Source organism: Akkermansia muciniphila, from assembly GCF_002884975.1.
GTDB lineage: Bacteria > Verrucomicrobiota > Verrucomicrobiia > Verrucomicrobiales > Akkermansiaceae > Akkermansia > Akkermansia muciniphila_C.
This window is the reverse complement of the sequence record NZ_PJKB01000001.1, coordinates 1,200,906-1,217,227: the sequence shown is the minus strand read 5'-3', so window position 1 is coordinate 1,217,227 and position 16,322 is coordinate 1,200,906. Positions and strand designations below refer to the sequence as shown.

Sequence of the window (16,322 nt, the reverse complement as noted above, 5' to 3'; positions counted from 1 at the left end):
ATGCCACTCGTCTCCATTATCATTCCCTGCTACAACGTGGCCGGATTCATGAAAAAATGCCTGGATACCGTCTGCGCCCAGACGCTCCGGGACATAGAAATCATCTGCATCAATGACGGTTCCGGGGATGGAACGCTGGATATTCTGCGGGAATATGAAGCGGCGGATGGCAGGTTCATCATCATTGACCAGCCCAATGCGGGCGTAGCGGCGGCGCGCAATGCCGGGCTGGATGCGGTTTCCGGAACGTACATCGGTTTTGTGGACCCGGATGACTACATTTCACCCGTCATGTTCCAGCGGCTTTACCTGGCGGCGGAACAGTACGGAGCGGACCTGGCCTGCATGGGCGCCACGGTGGCCGGGGACATGCCCCTCTCCGTACGGTGGAGCATGCTCAACGGCCTGCAATGCCCGGAATGGCACTGTGACCACTACGACTTTGCCGCCATGGGACCGTTCAGCGAACTGTGCTGGGACAAGCTCTACCGTGCGGAATTCCTGAAAAAGACGGGTCTGCGCTTCAGGGCGGGGATGCGGCAGGGGAGCGACGCCCTGTTCAACAACCTGCTCCAGCCTTATGTGCGGAATATCGTGAAAATACCGGACTGCCTGTACATCTACCGGCCTACGCGTCCGGATTCCCTGGTGAACGTGTACAAGGCTCCGGACAAAAAAGGTTCCGGATTCTATCCGGCGCTGGAACGCATTGACCTGATTGCGGCGGCCTACCGGGAACAGGGGTGTCTGGAAAAAGCCGGAATCACGGTGCTGAACTGGCTGAACGGCAGTATTCAGCTCTTCTCCTCCAATCTGCTGAACCAGACGGCGGCGGAAAAAAAGAAGGCTCTGGATGCCGTGCGCGCGTTGCTGGACAAATATGAATGGCGGGATTTTGTCAAATCTCCGGAATCCCCCTTCCGCCTGCTGAAACACATTGCCAGGGGGAATGATCTCCGCGTGCGTTGCGCCCTCTTCGGCATCTACCGGGTCCTGCATTCCCGCATGGGGAACAGGCTGGTGGACCTCTGCACGCGCATCATCAACCTGCGCGGAAGCGCACGGTAGGGGAGGGGGCCGGAAGGCCTTATTTCCCGGAAGAAAAAGCCGGGTCCGGCTGCGGGCGGAGCAGGCAGTCGTAAAACGGGGTGTAAAGCAGATTGTTGGGGATCAGGTAAATATACCCTTCCCGGGAGTCATAGACCATATTGAACCGTTTCAGCAGGTTGTTGCCCATGACGCCGTCCATTTCCGCACTGCTCTGGGTTCCTGCCGTAACGGTGGAAAAAGCTCCGGGGATGAGGGGAAGCTTGCAGCCGCCTAGCTGGACGCTGTCGAAAATGACGTTTTCCAGAACTCCGGTATGGGAATCCGAGCTGGAAATGCGTGAAATGCAAAACGGCTTCTGGCTGCCCAGCAAATGATGTTTTTTAACGAAAGGGGTGTTGAGGTCCAGAACGCGGTCGGACCCGGTATCCACGGACAGGCGGAGCTGGTGGGTTTTTCCGTTGACCGTCACCTGGCCGGGAACGACTGGAATGCCCATCACATATTCAATCTTGAGGCGGATGGCGTTGGGCGGCGGCGTATAGGAACCGTGCGGATACAGGTAAATCTTCCGGTCTGTGTAATTTACCTCCGTCACCTGCTGATTAATGAACCAAAGGCCCAGCACGCCGTCCCACTGGTCCGGTGAATAGGGAATAGCAATAAAGGGAACGTGCTCCAGGCTTCGTCCTCCGATGGTGAATTTGTTCTCCGTGCTTCCGCGTACTTCATCGGACCCCGTGGCGCCATGGTTGACAACGGTCTCGTTAAATTCCATGGGAACGCCTTTCAGGGAATTGGTACTGATGACCATGGAGGTGGCCCCGGTATCAAAAAGAAAGCGCAGGGGCCGGCTGCCATTGACGCTCCCCTTCACGTAAATGCGGCTGGCAGTGCCCAGCTCAAAGGGGATGCTTGCAGCAGGCGTATTTCCGGCTGATGCCGAAAGAGTGCACGCCATTAAAACGCTAAAAAACGACAGGATTTTTCCCATGTATTTCATTTTTCCGAATGGGCAGTTGTTCAATTTTCCGGGGGAACATGCAAAACGCCATTCCGTGATGCCGATATGCTTTCCAGTACGCACCACTTATAGCAAATACTCTATGAGGCAACAATGTAAAATCATTTAAACGCCAAAAACTTCAGAAGGATGTTCCTATCTGGTCGGGATGCTTTAGATAAGGCAAGTTGATCAAAAGAAGCATATCAGCTATTAGAGGAATATAGTTTTTGATGGAGAATCTTGAACACCCCACTATTTCTCCATGCCTTTGCATTGCCGATGACATAAATGACTTCTTTGGCCCGGGTTGCAGCCACATTTAAAAGGTTGGGGGTTTTTCCTGCCCAGAAACGCGCTCCGGCCTGCTCCATTTCAGGAGCTCCGAGAACAAAAATGACTGCCTCAGCTTCTCTTCCTTGAACAGTATGAACTGTTCCTACGTGTTCCTGGGACCACTGATAGGAATTGTGAATCCATCCTTTCAGGACGGAAGAGTTCTCCAATAAGGAGCGTAACCCATTCTGCACGTCGACAAAGGGCGTGATGATATATAAATCCGGTGAGCATCCTCCATTTCTTATGGTTTGCAAAAGGCGAATGACATGTTGTCCTTCCTCTCTGGACCATTTGCCGTCGGCAGTCCCTTCCACATGAATCCAGCGTGAAGGGCCTGCCGCCTGAATGATGGAGGAAGGTCCGGGAACTTTGCCTTGTACCATCATATTGTCGTAGGCGACTGCATTGGAGATGGAGAACATGGGTTCGGCACATCTGCGATGGACGAGAAGAGGTACTCCGACTTCTCTCGTTCCATCAGGTGTTTCAAAGCGTCCGATATAAGTTGTCGTCCGGTCCGCTAGAGTTTGAGCAGAAGCTTCCGGAGCATTGTAAATTTCGGCGTTAACGCCGAAATGATTGCATATGGTTTTAGTCAGGTGATCAGGTAATACGACAATCGGTTCAATTTGCATCGGATCCCCAACGATGACGGCTCGTTTGGAACGCAGGAGCGCTCCTACAGCCGCCTGTGGGAGGGCCTGCCCAGCTTCATCAATGAGAAGCCATCCAAGTTCTTTTTTTGCTACCCCGGCAAACATGGCGCTAAAGGAAGCGAACGTTGTGGAGACCACGGGGACAATGAGAAATAAAGTCGCCCATAAATCGTTGATGAGAGCATCCTCTTCAGGGGTTCCAAGAGATTTGTTGCCGGAATTGTTAAAAAATACACAGCAATTGTGGCGTATTTGTTTTGCGGCTCCGTCAATGAAGGCTTTATGAAGCATCATGGAGGCTTCATAAAGGTCTCCCCGCAGACGTGTTATCCGGGAGTCTAACCAGGGGACACTTGTCTGGCGTTGTTCATGAGACTGGGAGAAGTAATCTGCATCAATAAAAGTTCCGGTATGTTTCCGGGTACACTCGGAGTAACGGCGGATCTTATCGTTTTTTTGATCGGAAAGGTATTGCAGCGTTTCTTCTTCTTCCAATATCCTTTTTTTCAGAGCAGTTCGTTGTTCTTTCAGATGAAGAAGTTGCTCGTTCGCCTGGTTAAGATCCTTTTCCGCAGATTGAAATGTCTTTTCCCCTATAGAGTTTGCATGCAACCATTCCCGATAAATGGAACGGAAAAACAAACGGCGGAAAAATCCCGGTTTCCTTGCTTTAAGTTCATTTTGTTTCAACGTTAAATCATGCAAGGAAAGCTGCTTCCGGGTAATATCCTGTTCTTTCTGTTTAAGTGTTTCTTCCAGTTGTTGATGTTCTTCTGTTAATGGAAACAAGGTTTTTTCATGTTCCTTTATTTCCTCAACATGCCAGCAAATTTCACTGTACAGGTCGTGAATAGTTTGCAACCGGGAGAGTTCTTGACCCACTTCCTTGTGGATTTCAAGAAAATGCTGTCTGGCCTTATGCCACCGTTTCAGCGCTTCTTCATGATCTTTGGGTGCATCTTCTTGCTCAATAATAGGAGCAACACATGTTGTGTCTGTGCCATTGGTATTGGAAAGACCACCTATGTACCTGAGATATGCCTGTAATCCGTAGTTTTTATCCCACCAAAATTGCTCCCGGAAATGAAAGCGATTGGACGATTTTCCAAGCGCGGCGCTAATGAGACCCCATGTTTTTCTGGAAAACAGAGCATCGGATATTGTGGAAAAGTATCCTTTTGGAAAACATTCTTCCGCTACTGCATCGCGTCCCGGCAGTTCCTGGCTGATATTCTCCACCGCCTTGTTATTGGAAGAGGCGACGACGATTTCGAACCCCTTCAATTTGGGTGAAAGAGAGTATAGGTTGAGGAAAGCACTGCCTCTTCTCACCTTTTCACCAGAATGTTTGAAGGCGTCTTCAGGATCGTTAAAGTCAGCCATCACCTTTGCTCTTTCAAAGACGATGCCTGCGACGATGTCCCTGAGCAAGGTGGTTTTTCCTGTTCCCGGTGGACCATTTACGGCGAGGATACCTCCATTTTGTAATTCAGAGAGAGCGATATTGACAGCACATTGTTGAAGCGGCGCCAGGGAATGCCGTCCCTGGCCGGGCCATGCAGCCAATGGGAATCGAAATGGAGAAAGGATTTGCCTGACGGCGGGATGGTCGTGCAGGAGATCCCAACGCTCAAGAGGCAGCAGCATTCCAAGATAGCGTCTCAGATTATCCGGCAGCCTTTTTTTCTGTGACAACCGTTTGGCCCAGTCGAGATCCTTAAGAAAAAATGAGTTGAGTAAAGGAGGTTCCGGGGCTTCTTTGAGTTGGTTCCATTGGTACATGCGCAGGATGAAGGATGGTTCCTTCACTAAAGCCTTATCCAGGCCCAGGATGTTGACCAGCCACCTGTAAGCGCCCGTGATATCAGATGAATGAAGAGGCAGCAGATTCCCGTCCTCATCTCTTCTGCTTAATCTGGCCGTAAGCTTGTTGATAAGATCCTCCTCGGCCAGAGGCCACTGCTCCAGACAGCGTAAATCACCTTGTAATGCGATGGGAACACCCCATCCAAAGCTGGAAATGGCGATGGAATTCTGTCCTGCAATTTTTCCTGTTGCGTCCACAATGACGCTGGCCAGTACTGCTTCTCCCGAAGAGGACGGCCGTTGTTCCCGGGAGTCTGAATAAACGTTAAGCAATTCTTTTACAGCTCCCTCCATGGAGATGGAGCCGAGAATAATTTGATAATAAATCCGGTAGCCCTTTCGGAAATTGTTATCTTCATATTCCCAGGGTAGGAACCAGTCGTTAAGCTGGATAACATTTTTAGAGTTTCCGTCACATAAATTCTCCGGTTTACGGAAAGTCATGGGGGATAAAACCTCCATGGCGATCCAGGAATTGAGTACAGCTTCTGAAGGAGAAAATTCGCGATCAGCATCTGTGAGCGGGGTTCTTTCCAACGTCATGGTGTTGACGTGGGGATGGTCAGGTCTGGAATTTTTTTCTTCCACGTGCTCTTCCTTGTTTACTTGTTGAACCTCCATTATTTTTTCCTTTAAAGACGGGGTAGTGTTCTGCTTTGATTCTATTCCCTGAAAATTAAAAAAAGAAGTCTGGGCCGTGTTTTTCTCTTCCAGTCTGCCGGTAGGTTTGTTTCATGACTGCACGTGCTGGATATTTGATGATAGATGATTTATTGTAAATCAAATAACTTTGTTGATGGCGTCATTTCATGTCCGTTCAAAGTTATTGTACCAGTCATCCAGATTTACATGCTTTTTCTGTAAGCGTTCAATGATGGCAAGAGAACGGCGCAAAAACTGTCCCTGATCAGATATTTCTCTGCTTTCTCCCTCCTTGAAAAGTTCCGTAATAACAGTAAGGATTTCAGAACCATAAAAGTACTTCCAATCTTCAGCAACTGTATTTTGGGATAAAGTTTCCATCATTTCCAGGATATCATCTATATGATTGGGCGCTGCTTTTGCCATCCATGAAAAAAAGGAAAAATCCTTAATGCAAATAGAAGGTTTTTTCTCCAGGATTATTTTTACTAATTGGATGATGGTGTAATCTTGAATTTCGGGTGAATAAAATGTATGGATAAAATCTATTTCTCCAGTGAACAGATCTTGTTTTAAATAAAAAATAAATCGAATTTCTTCCAGACATTTCCTGATGGTGTTTTTACTTTCAGCATCGTTCGTATCTTTTAAATTGGAAAGATATACATTTAAAGCGCCTTTCCATGAGGTTTCTGTTCGGGCAGACACGATCTCTTCTTCAAAAACATCTTTGGTAATTTGATTATCCAGATAACATAAGGCCTCCAATTGTCCCCAGCTTTTTCCGATGGAGTCAATTTGAGATGTATGCATAGTCTTCAGATGAGGTATTACTAAATCAATTTCCCTGTGATAACAGTAATAGAGAAAACGGTAAACTTCATCTGTACCGTATAGTTGTTCATCTGTAACCATTTCATTGAATAATTCCCATGCTATTTTCCGGTTATTATTCAATAACGGAAGCATTCTATCTATGTAGAATGCTTTGATGGAGGGATTTTCCATCAAAGCAAAATCTCTGAGCAGTTGCATGTGCTCTGGAGAGATGTCTTTCCCTCGTTTTTTCTCAAAAAGAATGAAAGCTGCCTGGATTGCCGATCCGATGGGCGAATTTAAAACACGCCCTATGTTTATTCCTTCTACCTCTTCCACATATGGATCAATATAATTGATTAATCTTTTCAAGTAATTAATGATTTCCTGATACAATTTTTCGTCTTCAAAAACGATCAAGGAACTGGCTTCCAACGCTGAGGCAATAGTTCTTTCGCTGAAATCCTCCGTTTTTTTGATCAGGGATAAAATTTCATTTGCTATTTCCTGTGCCTCTGGTTTTTCTCTGGCTTTCCACTTGTCTGCTCTTATATGACCATATAGGTAATGAAGATGGTCTGCAAGACCTCCTAAAACAGCGTTATGAATTTGATCATCCAGTTCCGTCCAATGCTTTTTCCATAGGTAATCAAATTGTGTGGGAGCCATGCTAATAGCTTTCTGCAATTGATATTGAATGTGGGGATCTTCATGATCTAAGGGGTATGTTTGATAATTTATGTCATGAAAATGTTTCAGTACTCGTAAAACTTCGTTTTCAGAAAAACACAGGAAACGTTCAGTAGGGACGGCTGAAGGAACATACCCTCCCAATATTCGGTCTGCATCGGCAGGAAGGCAGAGGTGTGGGGAGATACCTCCCCGTTTAGCTATGTCGATGAAGGTAATAATTTTTTGTGTTTTCCATGGTTGGGGTATGATGTCGAGAAATGTAAGAACTCTTTCTTTTTGCCATGGATCATCACTATTTTGATAAGTGTCGAAAAGTGGATCAATAATGGAATATTGTTCTGCTTCATCGAGATATGGAACGATTTGTTTTAATAATTGACTGGATTCATGAAGGAAGAAAAAATGTTTTTGGGTAATAAAATATCTGATGATTTGCTTGCTTTCCGTCAAATACTTTTCTGGATTAATTAGTAATGAGGAAATTACAATAAACATGAGAGCCGGATTTTTATCAACTTCCTGCATGAGAGTTGGAAGTTTTTTTGTCCACCATTCCTTTTCTTGCGCACTCTGCTCCATGCACGCTTTTCTGACTAGTATGATAAAAACGGAAAAGTTTTTTTCGTGGCTCATAAGAGTCAGATCTCCATATTCTGAAAGGCAATAATCAATAGATTCCTTGTCATCTTTTTCAGAACCATATAAATGATTGACCCATTGAATAATATGGTCCAGACATTTTCCTAGTAAGTAGGAAGATGATTTGATGGCGTTTTCCAGAAAGTCGTGATTCCTTGAAAAATGCTTTTCTGAGCACCTTAAGCTTTTTTGCAGTGTTTCGAGACATTCCGGAAGGTGATGGTCATAGCCGTTTGCTACCCATGAGAAAAGTAAATCATCATATTTTTCTGTTTCTCCCTTCGGCATCTTCATCAAGATCTGTTCAACTGGGAAGGAGACATATTCGTCTTGATAAGGATGGCTTAAAATATTTTTTAGAAGGGGAAACGTTTCATTAATGTTGGCGATATCATGTTTTTCAAGAGAAGAAATAATATTTTCTTTCAGACTTTCCTGATTAGGCCAGGGGAATTCCAGTACGCTTAACCAAAAATCAGTAATCTCCTTTGGATGAAACTCATAAAATTCACCGGCTTGATGGACCATCCATCCGAGCCAGCTTTCATCATGTGACTGGCAAATCGCATCAAACCAGTTTCTTCTCAAAAACAGGAACCATTCGTATTGCTTGATGTTTCTGAAGAACAGCAAAAACAACTCATTTTTTGACTGGAACAGGTAACGAACCAGTGCTTGATCATTGGGTTCCGGAATGACCTCTGCAAGAGAAGAAACCATCAGCCTTTTCAGATGAAAGGCGATTTGGCTGGAGTCCAGAAGCCCCCTTAATTCTTGTCGGAATCGTTCGGAATTGTGGCTTCTGAGGTAAAAGAAGTACGTTCTGACAATGGGGCGTACAAAGGGAACAGGAGGCAGTTCTCCTGCGTATGCAGACAAGGTTTTTCCTTGTCGGATGGCGTTCCGTACCAAAATGAGATCCAGATAGGTTTGATGGCCGAATCTGAGATTGGAATGCCCTGATTTCTCAAGAATATGGAGGCTTTGCAGAATACGAATATCTTCCTCCTGCAATTCCGTTTCCTCTTCCATGATTTCCATTCTGTGCCGGGCCAGCATTCTCAGCGCAATCTCATGAAGAGATTTTTCGATTCGTTTGCGGGAAGGTTCTCCCATTTTTTCATTCAGGGAAAACTTCAAATATCCGGATAGAAGGTCGATGTCATTCGATTGAGTAGGGACCATTCCCTGCTGACGAAGTTCATGATAGATCCAAAGCATGTAGGGCGATGAGAGAAGACATTTCTGTCTGTCACCCACTTGAGAGGCATTCCAGCCCCATTTCTCAAAAAGCGGAACAATCTCCTCCTTCCAGTCCCAGGGTTTTACGGAGATACGTTTTTCCCAGGGAATAGCCCGTAACCGAGAGTCATAAGCAGCATCAAAGGTTCTACAGGAAGCGACGATGAAGATATTGGGAATATTTCTGAGTTGATCAATCAGGGCGAAAAAATATCTGAAAGCAGCGCCGCCTGTTGAGATGGCGATGACGTCAAGAGAATCCATGGCAACGATGACGGGATGACATTCTGCAAACCGGGCTATTTTGCGGGGAAAGTCGTAACCCAGTTCCTGAGATATCCTGTCTGTGCCGTTCCCAAGGTCGTCAAATTCCTTGGTTTGAAGGTAGATGACGTTGTATGGAGCGTCTGGATCTTGTTCCAGCTGATCGACAAGATTGAGGAGAACGCAACTTTTTCCGGCGCCCGGTCCTCCTTCAAGCAACATGGTTTTGCTTCCGTCATCAAGATGCTGAAGAATTTCTTTTACTTCCGGCCGTGGAATTCTTTCCCCTCCTATTTCCCTGAGAAAACTACTTCGGCCAATGGCAGAAATTCTCTGGATTTCTTCTCTCAGAATTTCTATGGGATACCAGGGAGCCAGGCATATACCGTTCTGTGAGAATTTTTTCAGAACATCCTGGCGGGTGATGAAGGAAGAGTCGGTACGTCTTGATTCCAATCCAGTTTTTTTCTCCCGGGCGTTGGCTTTTGCAACCAGCTCCAGCACTGCGTCCAGAGCTGCATTCGCGTTGGTCGCTATGGAAGAAAGGTGCAGGAGGGTACATTCCCTGATAGTTTCCTGTTCAATAGTTCTGAAGGAAAGCGTTTTTAAGAATTCCCAAAGCTCGGTGTCTTCGCCCTGAATATCCAGGACTTCTTTCAGTTTTTGATAAATGGAGTTTATTGTTGCATTGTTATTGATAGCGGTGTGGATGAATGATTGTACATCGGGATAGGAACGGGATTCTTCCGCCAGTTTTCCCAAGTCTCCGAATCCATTTTGACAATAAAAGTCAATGGACTCGATATCATCAGCGTTTTTGAAGAGGTTCCATGCCTTATTCAGCTCTTCTCCCAATCCGTGAATAGTCCAATCCCTGCGGGCTGTCTGGTTTTTTTTGCACTGACAGTAGGTTTTCCTGCCCGATTCATGATGAATAATAAAGTCTTCTACTTCTATCGGGTCGCCATCCAGGACGCGTGTTGATTCAATTTCCATCCGGACGATTTTTTGTCCGCTCTTTTCATCCATCATCTCGGCAATGTATTGGGCGGCCAGCAAATTCTGATATCTGTCACCCTTATGAGATTCAACTGCGCTTCTACTCATTGTTCTCCAATATTTTCTATACGCAATCTTCCTGATCAACAAAAAGGAATCAATATAATTCTGTTTTTGCCAAAAAAAAGCCGTGGCTTGTTCGCCACGGCTTGAAGAGCGGATTAGTTATTCCGCATTATAGCGGTTCAATTTTTTCAAGGGCTTACTGTTGTCTTTCTTCCGTGTGTTGTTGACGTGTCCGGTTTCACTTCTGGAATTATGACAATGATTGCAGGAATGTTGGGCGTCTCCACCGGGCACTGGCATGATAGGAGCATCCGCATATTGACAAGTGCAGTATTCCGCCAACGTGTTGTGTGAACTGTAATTTTGTGCGAGACGTTTACTGACCAAACAATGACAGCAACAGATACTTTCACATTTGTTATATCAGTATTTGATGATAGGCATTAAGGCCATATTGACGGGACGGTTTTCGTCTGCTGTTGGAACTATCTTGGAAGCATCAAATTTAATTCCATTCATTCTACCTCCGTTATAACTGCTCAGCCCTCCCCAGGTGGTTTGGTAAGATGTTGTTTGACTGAAAGCTCCGCTACCGGGGTTGGGCGTTTTATCCGCGGGGGGAGATGTAGCAAGGCCCCCTGTAATATTGCGGATGGCATCTCCCTGCACGCTTCCTACCGTTCTTTCCAGGGAGGTGGAGCGAATGAAGAGGCCGTTGTCGATGGCCAGGTTGGGAAGGGCAAAGGTGGTGACTCCGTCGCCGCCATAGGTAGTGCCGATCGCCGCGTATAATTCCGGATATTGGCTGATTTGCAGGGTTGCCCCATTGCATTCCAGCCAGCCGCTTGGAGCTGCGCTGCCGCAGAACCACATGAAACAGCCCGGCGCTACGCTGGAACCGCGCGGACCTTCGGGACCTGCATCCCCTTTATCTCCCTTGTCCCCTTTGGGTCCTTGTGGACCGGCAGGGCCCTGGATGCCGGGATCTCCTTTGGGGCCCTGGGGGCCTTGAGGGCCCGGATCTCCCTTGTCTCCTTTAGAGCCTTGACCGCCGGAATTCCATTTTTCCTTTTCCTGTGCGGTGACGTGCATGTTTGCGTTTCCCGCATGGGCAGAAAATTCATTCTGCGTGGCCATGAGGATTCCATTAATTGTGATCATCTCATTCATGATTGTTATTTACTGGTTCGGGATAATCCCGGCTGGTGACGTGCTGTTTTTACTCAGGGACGTATCTATTGATGACTTGGAACCTGTTTCAGGACGGGCACCTTGCGGAAGGAGTTTGCATGTATTTCAAAGAGAGGTCATCCCGCGCGCAACGTCAGGCGGGAGAGGTGCAGGGACAGGATACGAGGATTCCGTGTGCTTTTCTCCTTTTCCGGAACTCTTCTGCATTTACACAGGCGCATGAATATAAAGAGCCGTATCACCGTGATGTGGAAAGAGTCATGAACGGGTGGGCGGTTATATTCAATATGCCGGAAACAAAAACCGCTGTAAGCTTTTCAACTTACAGCGGTTAAAAGTGGTCGGGTTGACAGGATTCGAACCTGCGACCCCCTGCACCCCATGCAGGTGCGCTACCAGACTGCGCTACAACCCGATAAAATCGGACCGACCGGGGCCGTGTCTTGCGACGGCGAGGTGTATATAGGAAAACTTTAGTGTTGGCAAGAGTCTTTTTTCATAGCATACCTTTTTTGTCATGAAGCAAGTTCAAGTAGCAGTCGTCGGAGCCAGTGGCTACACCGGGCAGGAGTTGTTGCGCATCCTGTTGAATCACCGCGGGGTGAAGCTGGTGTGCGCTACCTCCCGCCAGTATGCCGGGCAGCCGCTGTGGGAGGTGTTTCCCCGTTTCCGGCAGGTTCCGGGTTCCGACTTGAAGTTTACGGATTCCGATGTGGACGCGATTGCCGCCACGGGCGCGGAGGTGGCTTTTCTGGCGCTGCCTCACGGCGTGGCCGCTTCCTATGCCCGCGGCCTGGTGGACCGGGGCGTGCGCGTGATTGACCTGAGCGCGGATTTCCGTTTGAACAGCCCGGAGGTTTACGAGGAGTATTATGGAAACGCCCATCCGGATACGGCCCTGATGCAGGAAGCCGTGTACGGCCTGCCAGAGTGGCGCCGGGCGGAGATTGCCGGAGCGCGCATCGTAGCTTCTCCCGGCTGTTATCCCACCAGCATTCTTCTTCCCCTGATCCCTCTGTTCAAGGCCGGCCTGCTGGAGCCGGAGGACGTGGTTGTCTGTTCCGGCAGCGGCGTGAGCGGCGCGGGGCGCAAGGCTTCCATTCCCCTCTTGTTTTGTGAGTGCAATGAAAGCTTCCATGCCTACGGTGTGCCGAAGCACCGCCATTTGAGCGAGATTGAGCAGGAGCTTTCCCATGCCGCCGGGGAGACGGTGGTGATGTCCTTCACTCCGCACCTGATTCCGGTGAATACGGGCATCTGCTCCACCATCACGGCCAGGGTGAAGAAGGGGGCGGACGCTGAGTCCGTCGGCCAGATTTTGGAAGAGGCTTATGCGGATGCCCCGTTCGTGCGCCTGCTGGGGCGCAACCAGCCTGCGGATACCAAGAATGTGACCCGCACGAATTGCGTGGACATCGGCTGGGCGTATGATCCCCGGACGAACCGCGTGATCCTGATGAGTGCGGAAGATAACGTGGTGAAGGGCGCCGGCGGCCAGGCCGTCCAGTCCTTCAATATCATGTGCGGGTTTGATGAAACGGAAGGCTTGTGGGTACTGTAGTTTTTTGATACGCTGAAAGGCACTTCAAAACGATGAATGATTCATCCTATATTCCGGTTGACGGGGGCGTCTGCACGCCCCAGGGCTTTTTGGGCAGCGCCGTGAGCTGCGGCATCAAGAAGCCTACGGCCACGCGCCTGGACCTGGCCCTGATTTATTCCACGGAACCCTGCGTTTCCGCAGGCACGTTCACAACCAACCGCGTGCAGGCCGCCTGCGTGAAGGTGAGCCGTGAGCACCTCCGGAAGGGGGATATCCGCGCCATTGTGGCGAATAGCGGGAATGCGAATGCCTGTACCGGAGCCCAGGGGGTGGAAGACGCCAGGGGCGAATGCAGGAGCGTAGCGGAGCTTCTGGGGCTGAAGCCTGCGGAAGTAGCCGTGTGTTCCACCGGAGTGATCGGCCTGCCGATGCCCATGATGCGCATTTATCCCAAGTTCCCGGAACTGGCGGAGGGCCTTTCACGTGACAAGGGCCATGAAGTAGCCCAGGCTGTGATGACCAGTGATACGAAGGAAAAGATCATCGCCATTGAGTTCATGGTGCAGGGCAGGCCCGTGCGCATTGGCGCGTGCTGCAAGGGCGCGGGCATGATCAATCCCTGCATGGCTACCATGCTGTGCTTCATTACGACGGATGCGGGCATTTCCCGCGACGTGCTGGAGCTGTGCGTGCAGTCCGGCGTGAAGAGTTCCTTTAATTGCATCACCATTGACGGTGACATGAGCACGAATGACACGGTGCTGGTGATGGCGAACGGCGCGTCCGGCGTGAAGCTGGAATCCCCGGAAGATATTTACGCGTTCCAGCAGGCTCTGGCCCATGTGATGCTGGAGCTTGCCAAGCACATTGTGCAGGACGGCGAGCGCGTGACCAAGTTTGTGACTGTGCGCGTGACCGGAGGCCGCACGGAGGAGGAAGCGAAGAAGGCGGCGGAAGCCGTCGCCAAATCCTCCCTGGTGAAGAGTTCCTGGAACGGCAACGACCCCAACTGGGGCCGTATCATCCATGCCGTGGGCTACTGTGGTGCTAAGGTGGATGAAGAGAAGATCAACATCGACATTGCCGGACTTCCCGCGTGCCGCGGCGGCATGCAGGCGGATACGCCGTCTGACGACCTGCGCCAGGCCGTGCAGGCGCCCGCCTTCCTGGTGGAGATTAATCTGAACCGCGGGGAGTTTTCTCACACGGTGTATACCACGGACCTGTCTCCGGAGTATGTTGATTTCAACCGCTCCGAGTACGCGTACTGGAACCAGGCGAAGGCTGACGGCCTGACGCTTTAGGGAGTCATCTGTCATGGCGTCCGGCAAGTGCCGTCATGGAAAGGCGGAGGGGTGCGCCCCCTCCGCTGAATTGTTAACGGAGGTGCGCCGTTTGCTGGCGGAAGGCTCCGTCCGGGCCTCCGGGGCTGCGCGTTCCTGTACGGGCACGGCGGATTGCTGCCGGTTCCGCCTGACCGGGGAGACCCCCCATGTGACGCTGGGGGAGGCGTGGGTTGCCTGGAAGGCATGGCGTGCCGCCGGACGTACGCGCGTGGAACTGCACCCGGACGGCAGCTGCCCGTTTCTGAACGGGCAGGGAAGGTGCATGATTTATGAAGGCAGGCCTCTGGCTTGCCGCACCCATTTTTGCGTGGCCGCCGGGGGAGCATTGTCCCGGCGGGGGGTGATTGACCTGATTCACGCGCTGGAGGATATAGATGTGGCGCTGGGCGGAGACGGTGCGGCCCGGTTGCCGGAGGCGGTGGAAAGGCTTTCCAGGAAAGGCCCCGCGGGAGGCGGACGGAAGGGAAGGCGGTAAGCTCTGTATTTGATGCAGTGCCGGGAAAGCCCGTTTGGACGGAAAGCGAAGCTTGAGGTGCCAAGAGTGGGTGAATTTGAAGAAGGCACGCACCGTGCCTTCATTCCCGGCCGGGCGTATCCGTTCAACTTGCTGGGGTACGCCCTTTTCTCTGTTTCTTAATGGCCGCGTAGCTGGGAACGAGAGCCTCCCGGTTTTTGTAAGAAACCATCATTCCGTGACAGGAGCATTCCTTGCAGCTTTTCAAGCCTGGGCATCCGGGCTCTTTTCTTTTTCCTGCCTAGAGGCAAGGTGGCGCAGGGCGCTGACGGCTTTTTTATTGCCGTGTTTGACGGCTTTCTGGTACCAGGCGGCCGCCTGTTCTTCATTTTGTTCAATACCGTAGCCGTGGGCGTAGCAGTTGCCCACATTGAACATGGCGGTGGCGTTGCCCTGTTCCGCCGCCTTGAGATACCATTTCAAGGCTTCTTCCCGGTTGACGGGCGTTCCCTTGCCGTTGAGGTGGCACCATCCCAGATTGAGCTGGGCCGTTGTGTGGCCTTGTTCGGCGGCTTTGGTGTACCAGTAGACGGCCTTGGCCATGTCCACTTCCATGCCCCGGCCGTTGCCGTAGCACCAGCCCAGCGTGTATTGGGCCGTGATCTGGCCCTGAAGGGCTGATTTGTGGTACCACACCAGGGCCTTGTCCAGATTGGGCTGCACGCCGAAGCCGTTTTCATAGCACCACCCCAGGTTGTACTGGGCTGTGGCATGGTTTTGTGTGGCCGCCTCTTCATACCAGTAGGCCGCTTTTTGCGGGTTTTTGGGTGTGCCGCTACCGTTGCCGTAGCACCAGGCCAGGTTATACTGGGCGCGGGGGTCTCCCTGTTCCGCGGCCTGCTGGTACCAGTACACGGCCTGTTCCCAGTTTTTCTGGCTGTTGCTGTTGGCGTAAATCCAGCCGAGGTTGAGCTGGGCCACCGCATGGCCCTGTTCCGCCGCTTTTTTGTACCAGCTGATGGCCTGGTGTTCATCTTTTTCCACACCGAGCCCGTTGATATAGCAGAACCCGAGGTCGAATTGCGCGGTGGGGTGTCCCTGTTCCGCGGCTTTCTGGTACCAGTAGAAGGCCTTGTCATTATCCTGCGGAGCGCCTATGCCGTTGGAATAGGCCCAGCCGAGGTTGAGCTGGGCCGTGACGTGGCCGAGCTCCGCGGCCTGCTGGTAGCAGTAGAAGGCTTCCTGCTGGTTTTCCACAACCCCGCGCCCCTGTTCATAACTGATCGCCAGCTGGAACAGCGCCTGGGGATCTCCCTTCAGGGCTGTTTGCTGAAGTGTTTCTATGTCGACGGAGTAAGTCGAGACGGTGTTTTCCAGCTCGCCGCGGTTGTTGGAAGCGTCATTCATTTCACAGGTACCGCACTGGGGGAACATTGGAACAATTCACGCTCTCCTGAACTGTGCGTTTGCCAATTCTGCACATTTTTCCTGCAAGAATCAAGGCTCGTTTTGAATG

The 16,322-nt window shown here is 50.3% G+C and carries 9 protein-coding genes and 1 tRNA gene; 4 read left to right on the top strand and 6 right to left on the bottom strand.

The genetic code is table 11. The features are described from left to right. Complete coding sequence (locus CXU21_RS04915; protein WP_102725254.1) at positions 1–1,068, top strand: glycosyltransferase family 2 protein; 1,068 nt, start codon at positions 1–3, stop codon at positions 1,066–1,068. Positions 1,069–1,087: 19 nt separating this feature from the next. On the opposite strand, the gene CXU21_RS04910 is transcribed toward CXU21_RS04915, so the two are convergent. From CXU21_RS04910 to CXU21_RS04890, 5 genes are all read right to left on the bottom strand, one after another. Further along, positions 1,088–2,008 (bottom strand): retropepsin-like aspartic protease, encoded by a 921-nt coding sequence (locus CXU21_RS04910; RefSeq protein ID WP_180972651.1) that lies wholly within the window; start codon positions 2,006–2,008, stop codon positions 1,088–1,090. A 248-nt stretch (positions 2,009–2,256) separates the two neighbouring features. Continuing rightward, positions 2,257–5,532, bottom strand: coding sequence for a DEAD/DEAH box helicase (locus tag CXU21_RS04905; protein ID WP_102725252.1), 3,276 nt, complete (start codon positions 5,530–5,532; stop codon positions 2,257–2,259). A 186-nt stretch (positions 5,533–5,718) separates the two neighbouring features. Continuing rightward, positions 5,719–10,314, bottom strand: a complete 4,596-nt coding sequence (locus CXU21_RS04900; RefSeq protein WP_102725251.1) for an ATP-binding protein — start codon at positions 10,312–10,314, stop codon at positions 5,719–5,721. 381 nt (positions 10,315–10,695) lie between these two features. After that, entirely contained in the window at positions 10,696–11,442 is a 747-nt protein-coding gene (locus CXU21_RS12575) for a phage tail protein (protein WP_102725250.1), read from the bottom strand. Positions 11,443–11,801: 359 nt separating this feature from the next. Further along, positions 11,802–11,878: transfer RNA gene (locus CXU21_RS04890), tRNA-Pro, on the bottom strand. 102 nt (positions 11,879–11,980) lie between these two features. On the opposite strand from CXU21_RS04890, the gene argC reads away from it, so the two are divergent. Genes argC through CXU21_RS04875 form a run of 3 tightly spaced genes read left to right on the top strand, consistent with a single transcriptional unit; the run spans position 11,981 to position 14,827 of the window. Further along, complete coding sequence (gene argC, locus CXU21_RS04885) at positions 11,981–13,024, top strand: N-acetyl-gamma-glutamyl-phosphate reductase (protein ID WP_102725249.1); 1,044 nt, start codon at positions 11,981–11,983, stop codon at positions 13,022–13,024. A gap of 32 nt (positions 13,025–13,056) precedes the next feature. Then, positions 13,057–14,310, top strand: coding sequence for a bifunctional glutamate N-acetyltransferase/amino-acid acetyltransferase ArgJ (gene argJ, locus CXU21_RS04880; RefSeq protein WP_102725248.1), 1,254 nt, complete (start codon positions 13,057–13,059; stop codon positions 14,308–14,310). 13 nt (positions 14,311–14,323) lie between these two features. Further along, positions 14,324–14,827: a YkgJ family cysteine cluster protein gene (locus CXU21_RS04875; RefSeq protein ID WP_102725247.1), complete on the top strand. Its 504-nt coding sequence runs from the start codon at positions 14,324–14,326 to the stop codon at positions 14,825–14,827. 243 nt (positions 14,828–15,070) lie between these two features. Here the strand turns inward: CXU21_RS04875 and CXU21_RS04870 are convergent, their stop codons facing one another. Next, positions 15,071–16,213: a tetratricopeptide repeat protein gene (locus CXU21_RS04870; protein ID WP_180972650.1), complete on the bottom strand. Its 1,143-nt coding sequence runs from the start codon at positions 16,211–16,213 to the stop codon at positions 15,071–15,073. Positions 16,214–16,322: the final 109 nt, after the last annotated feature.

Bases quoted from the DNA above. Each gene is read 5' to 3' on its own strand.
- CXU21_RS04915 (WP_102725254.1), top strand. From the start codon at position 1: ATGCCACTCGTCTCCATTATCATTCCCTGCTACAACGTGGCCGGATTC.
- CXU21_RS04910 (WP_180972651.1), bottom strand. From the start codon at position 2,008: ATGGCGTGCACTCTTTCGGCATCAGCCGGAAATACGCCTGCTGCAAGC.
- CXU21_RS04905 (WP_102725252.1), bottom strand. From the start codon at position 5,532: ATGGAGGTTCAACAAGTAAACAAGGAAGAGCACGTGGAAGAAAAAAAT.
- CXU21_RS04900 (WP_102725251.1), bottom strand. From the start codon at position 10,314: ATGAGTAGAAGCGCAGTTGAATCTCATAAGGGTGACAGATATCAGAAT.
- CXU21_RS12575 (WP_102725250.1), bottom strand. From the start codon at position 11,442: ATGAATGAGATGATCACAATTAATGGAATCCTCATGGCCACGCAGAAT.
- argC (WP_102725249.1), top strand. From the start codon at position 11,981: ATGAAGCAAGTTCAAGTAGCAGTCGTCGGAGCCAGTGGCTACACCGGG.
- argJ (WP_102725248.1), top strand. From the start codon at position 13,057: ATGAATGATTCATCCTATATTCCGGTTGACGGGGGCGTCTGCACGCCC.
- CXU21_RS04875 (WP_102725247.1), top strand. From the start codon at position 14,324: ATGGCGTCCGGCAAGTGCCGTCATGGAAAGGCGGAGGGGTGCGCCCCC.
- CXU21_RS04870 (WP_180972650.1), bottom strand. From the start codon at position 16,213: ATGAATGACGCTTCCAACAACCGCGGCGAGCTGGAAAACACCGTCTCG.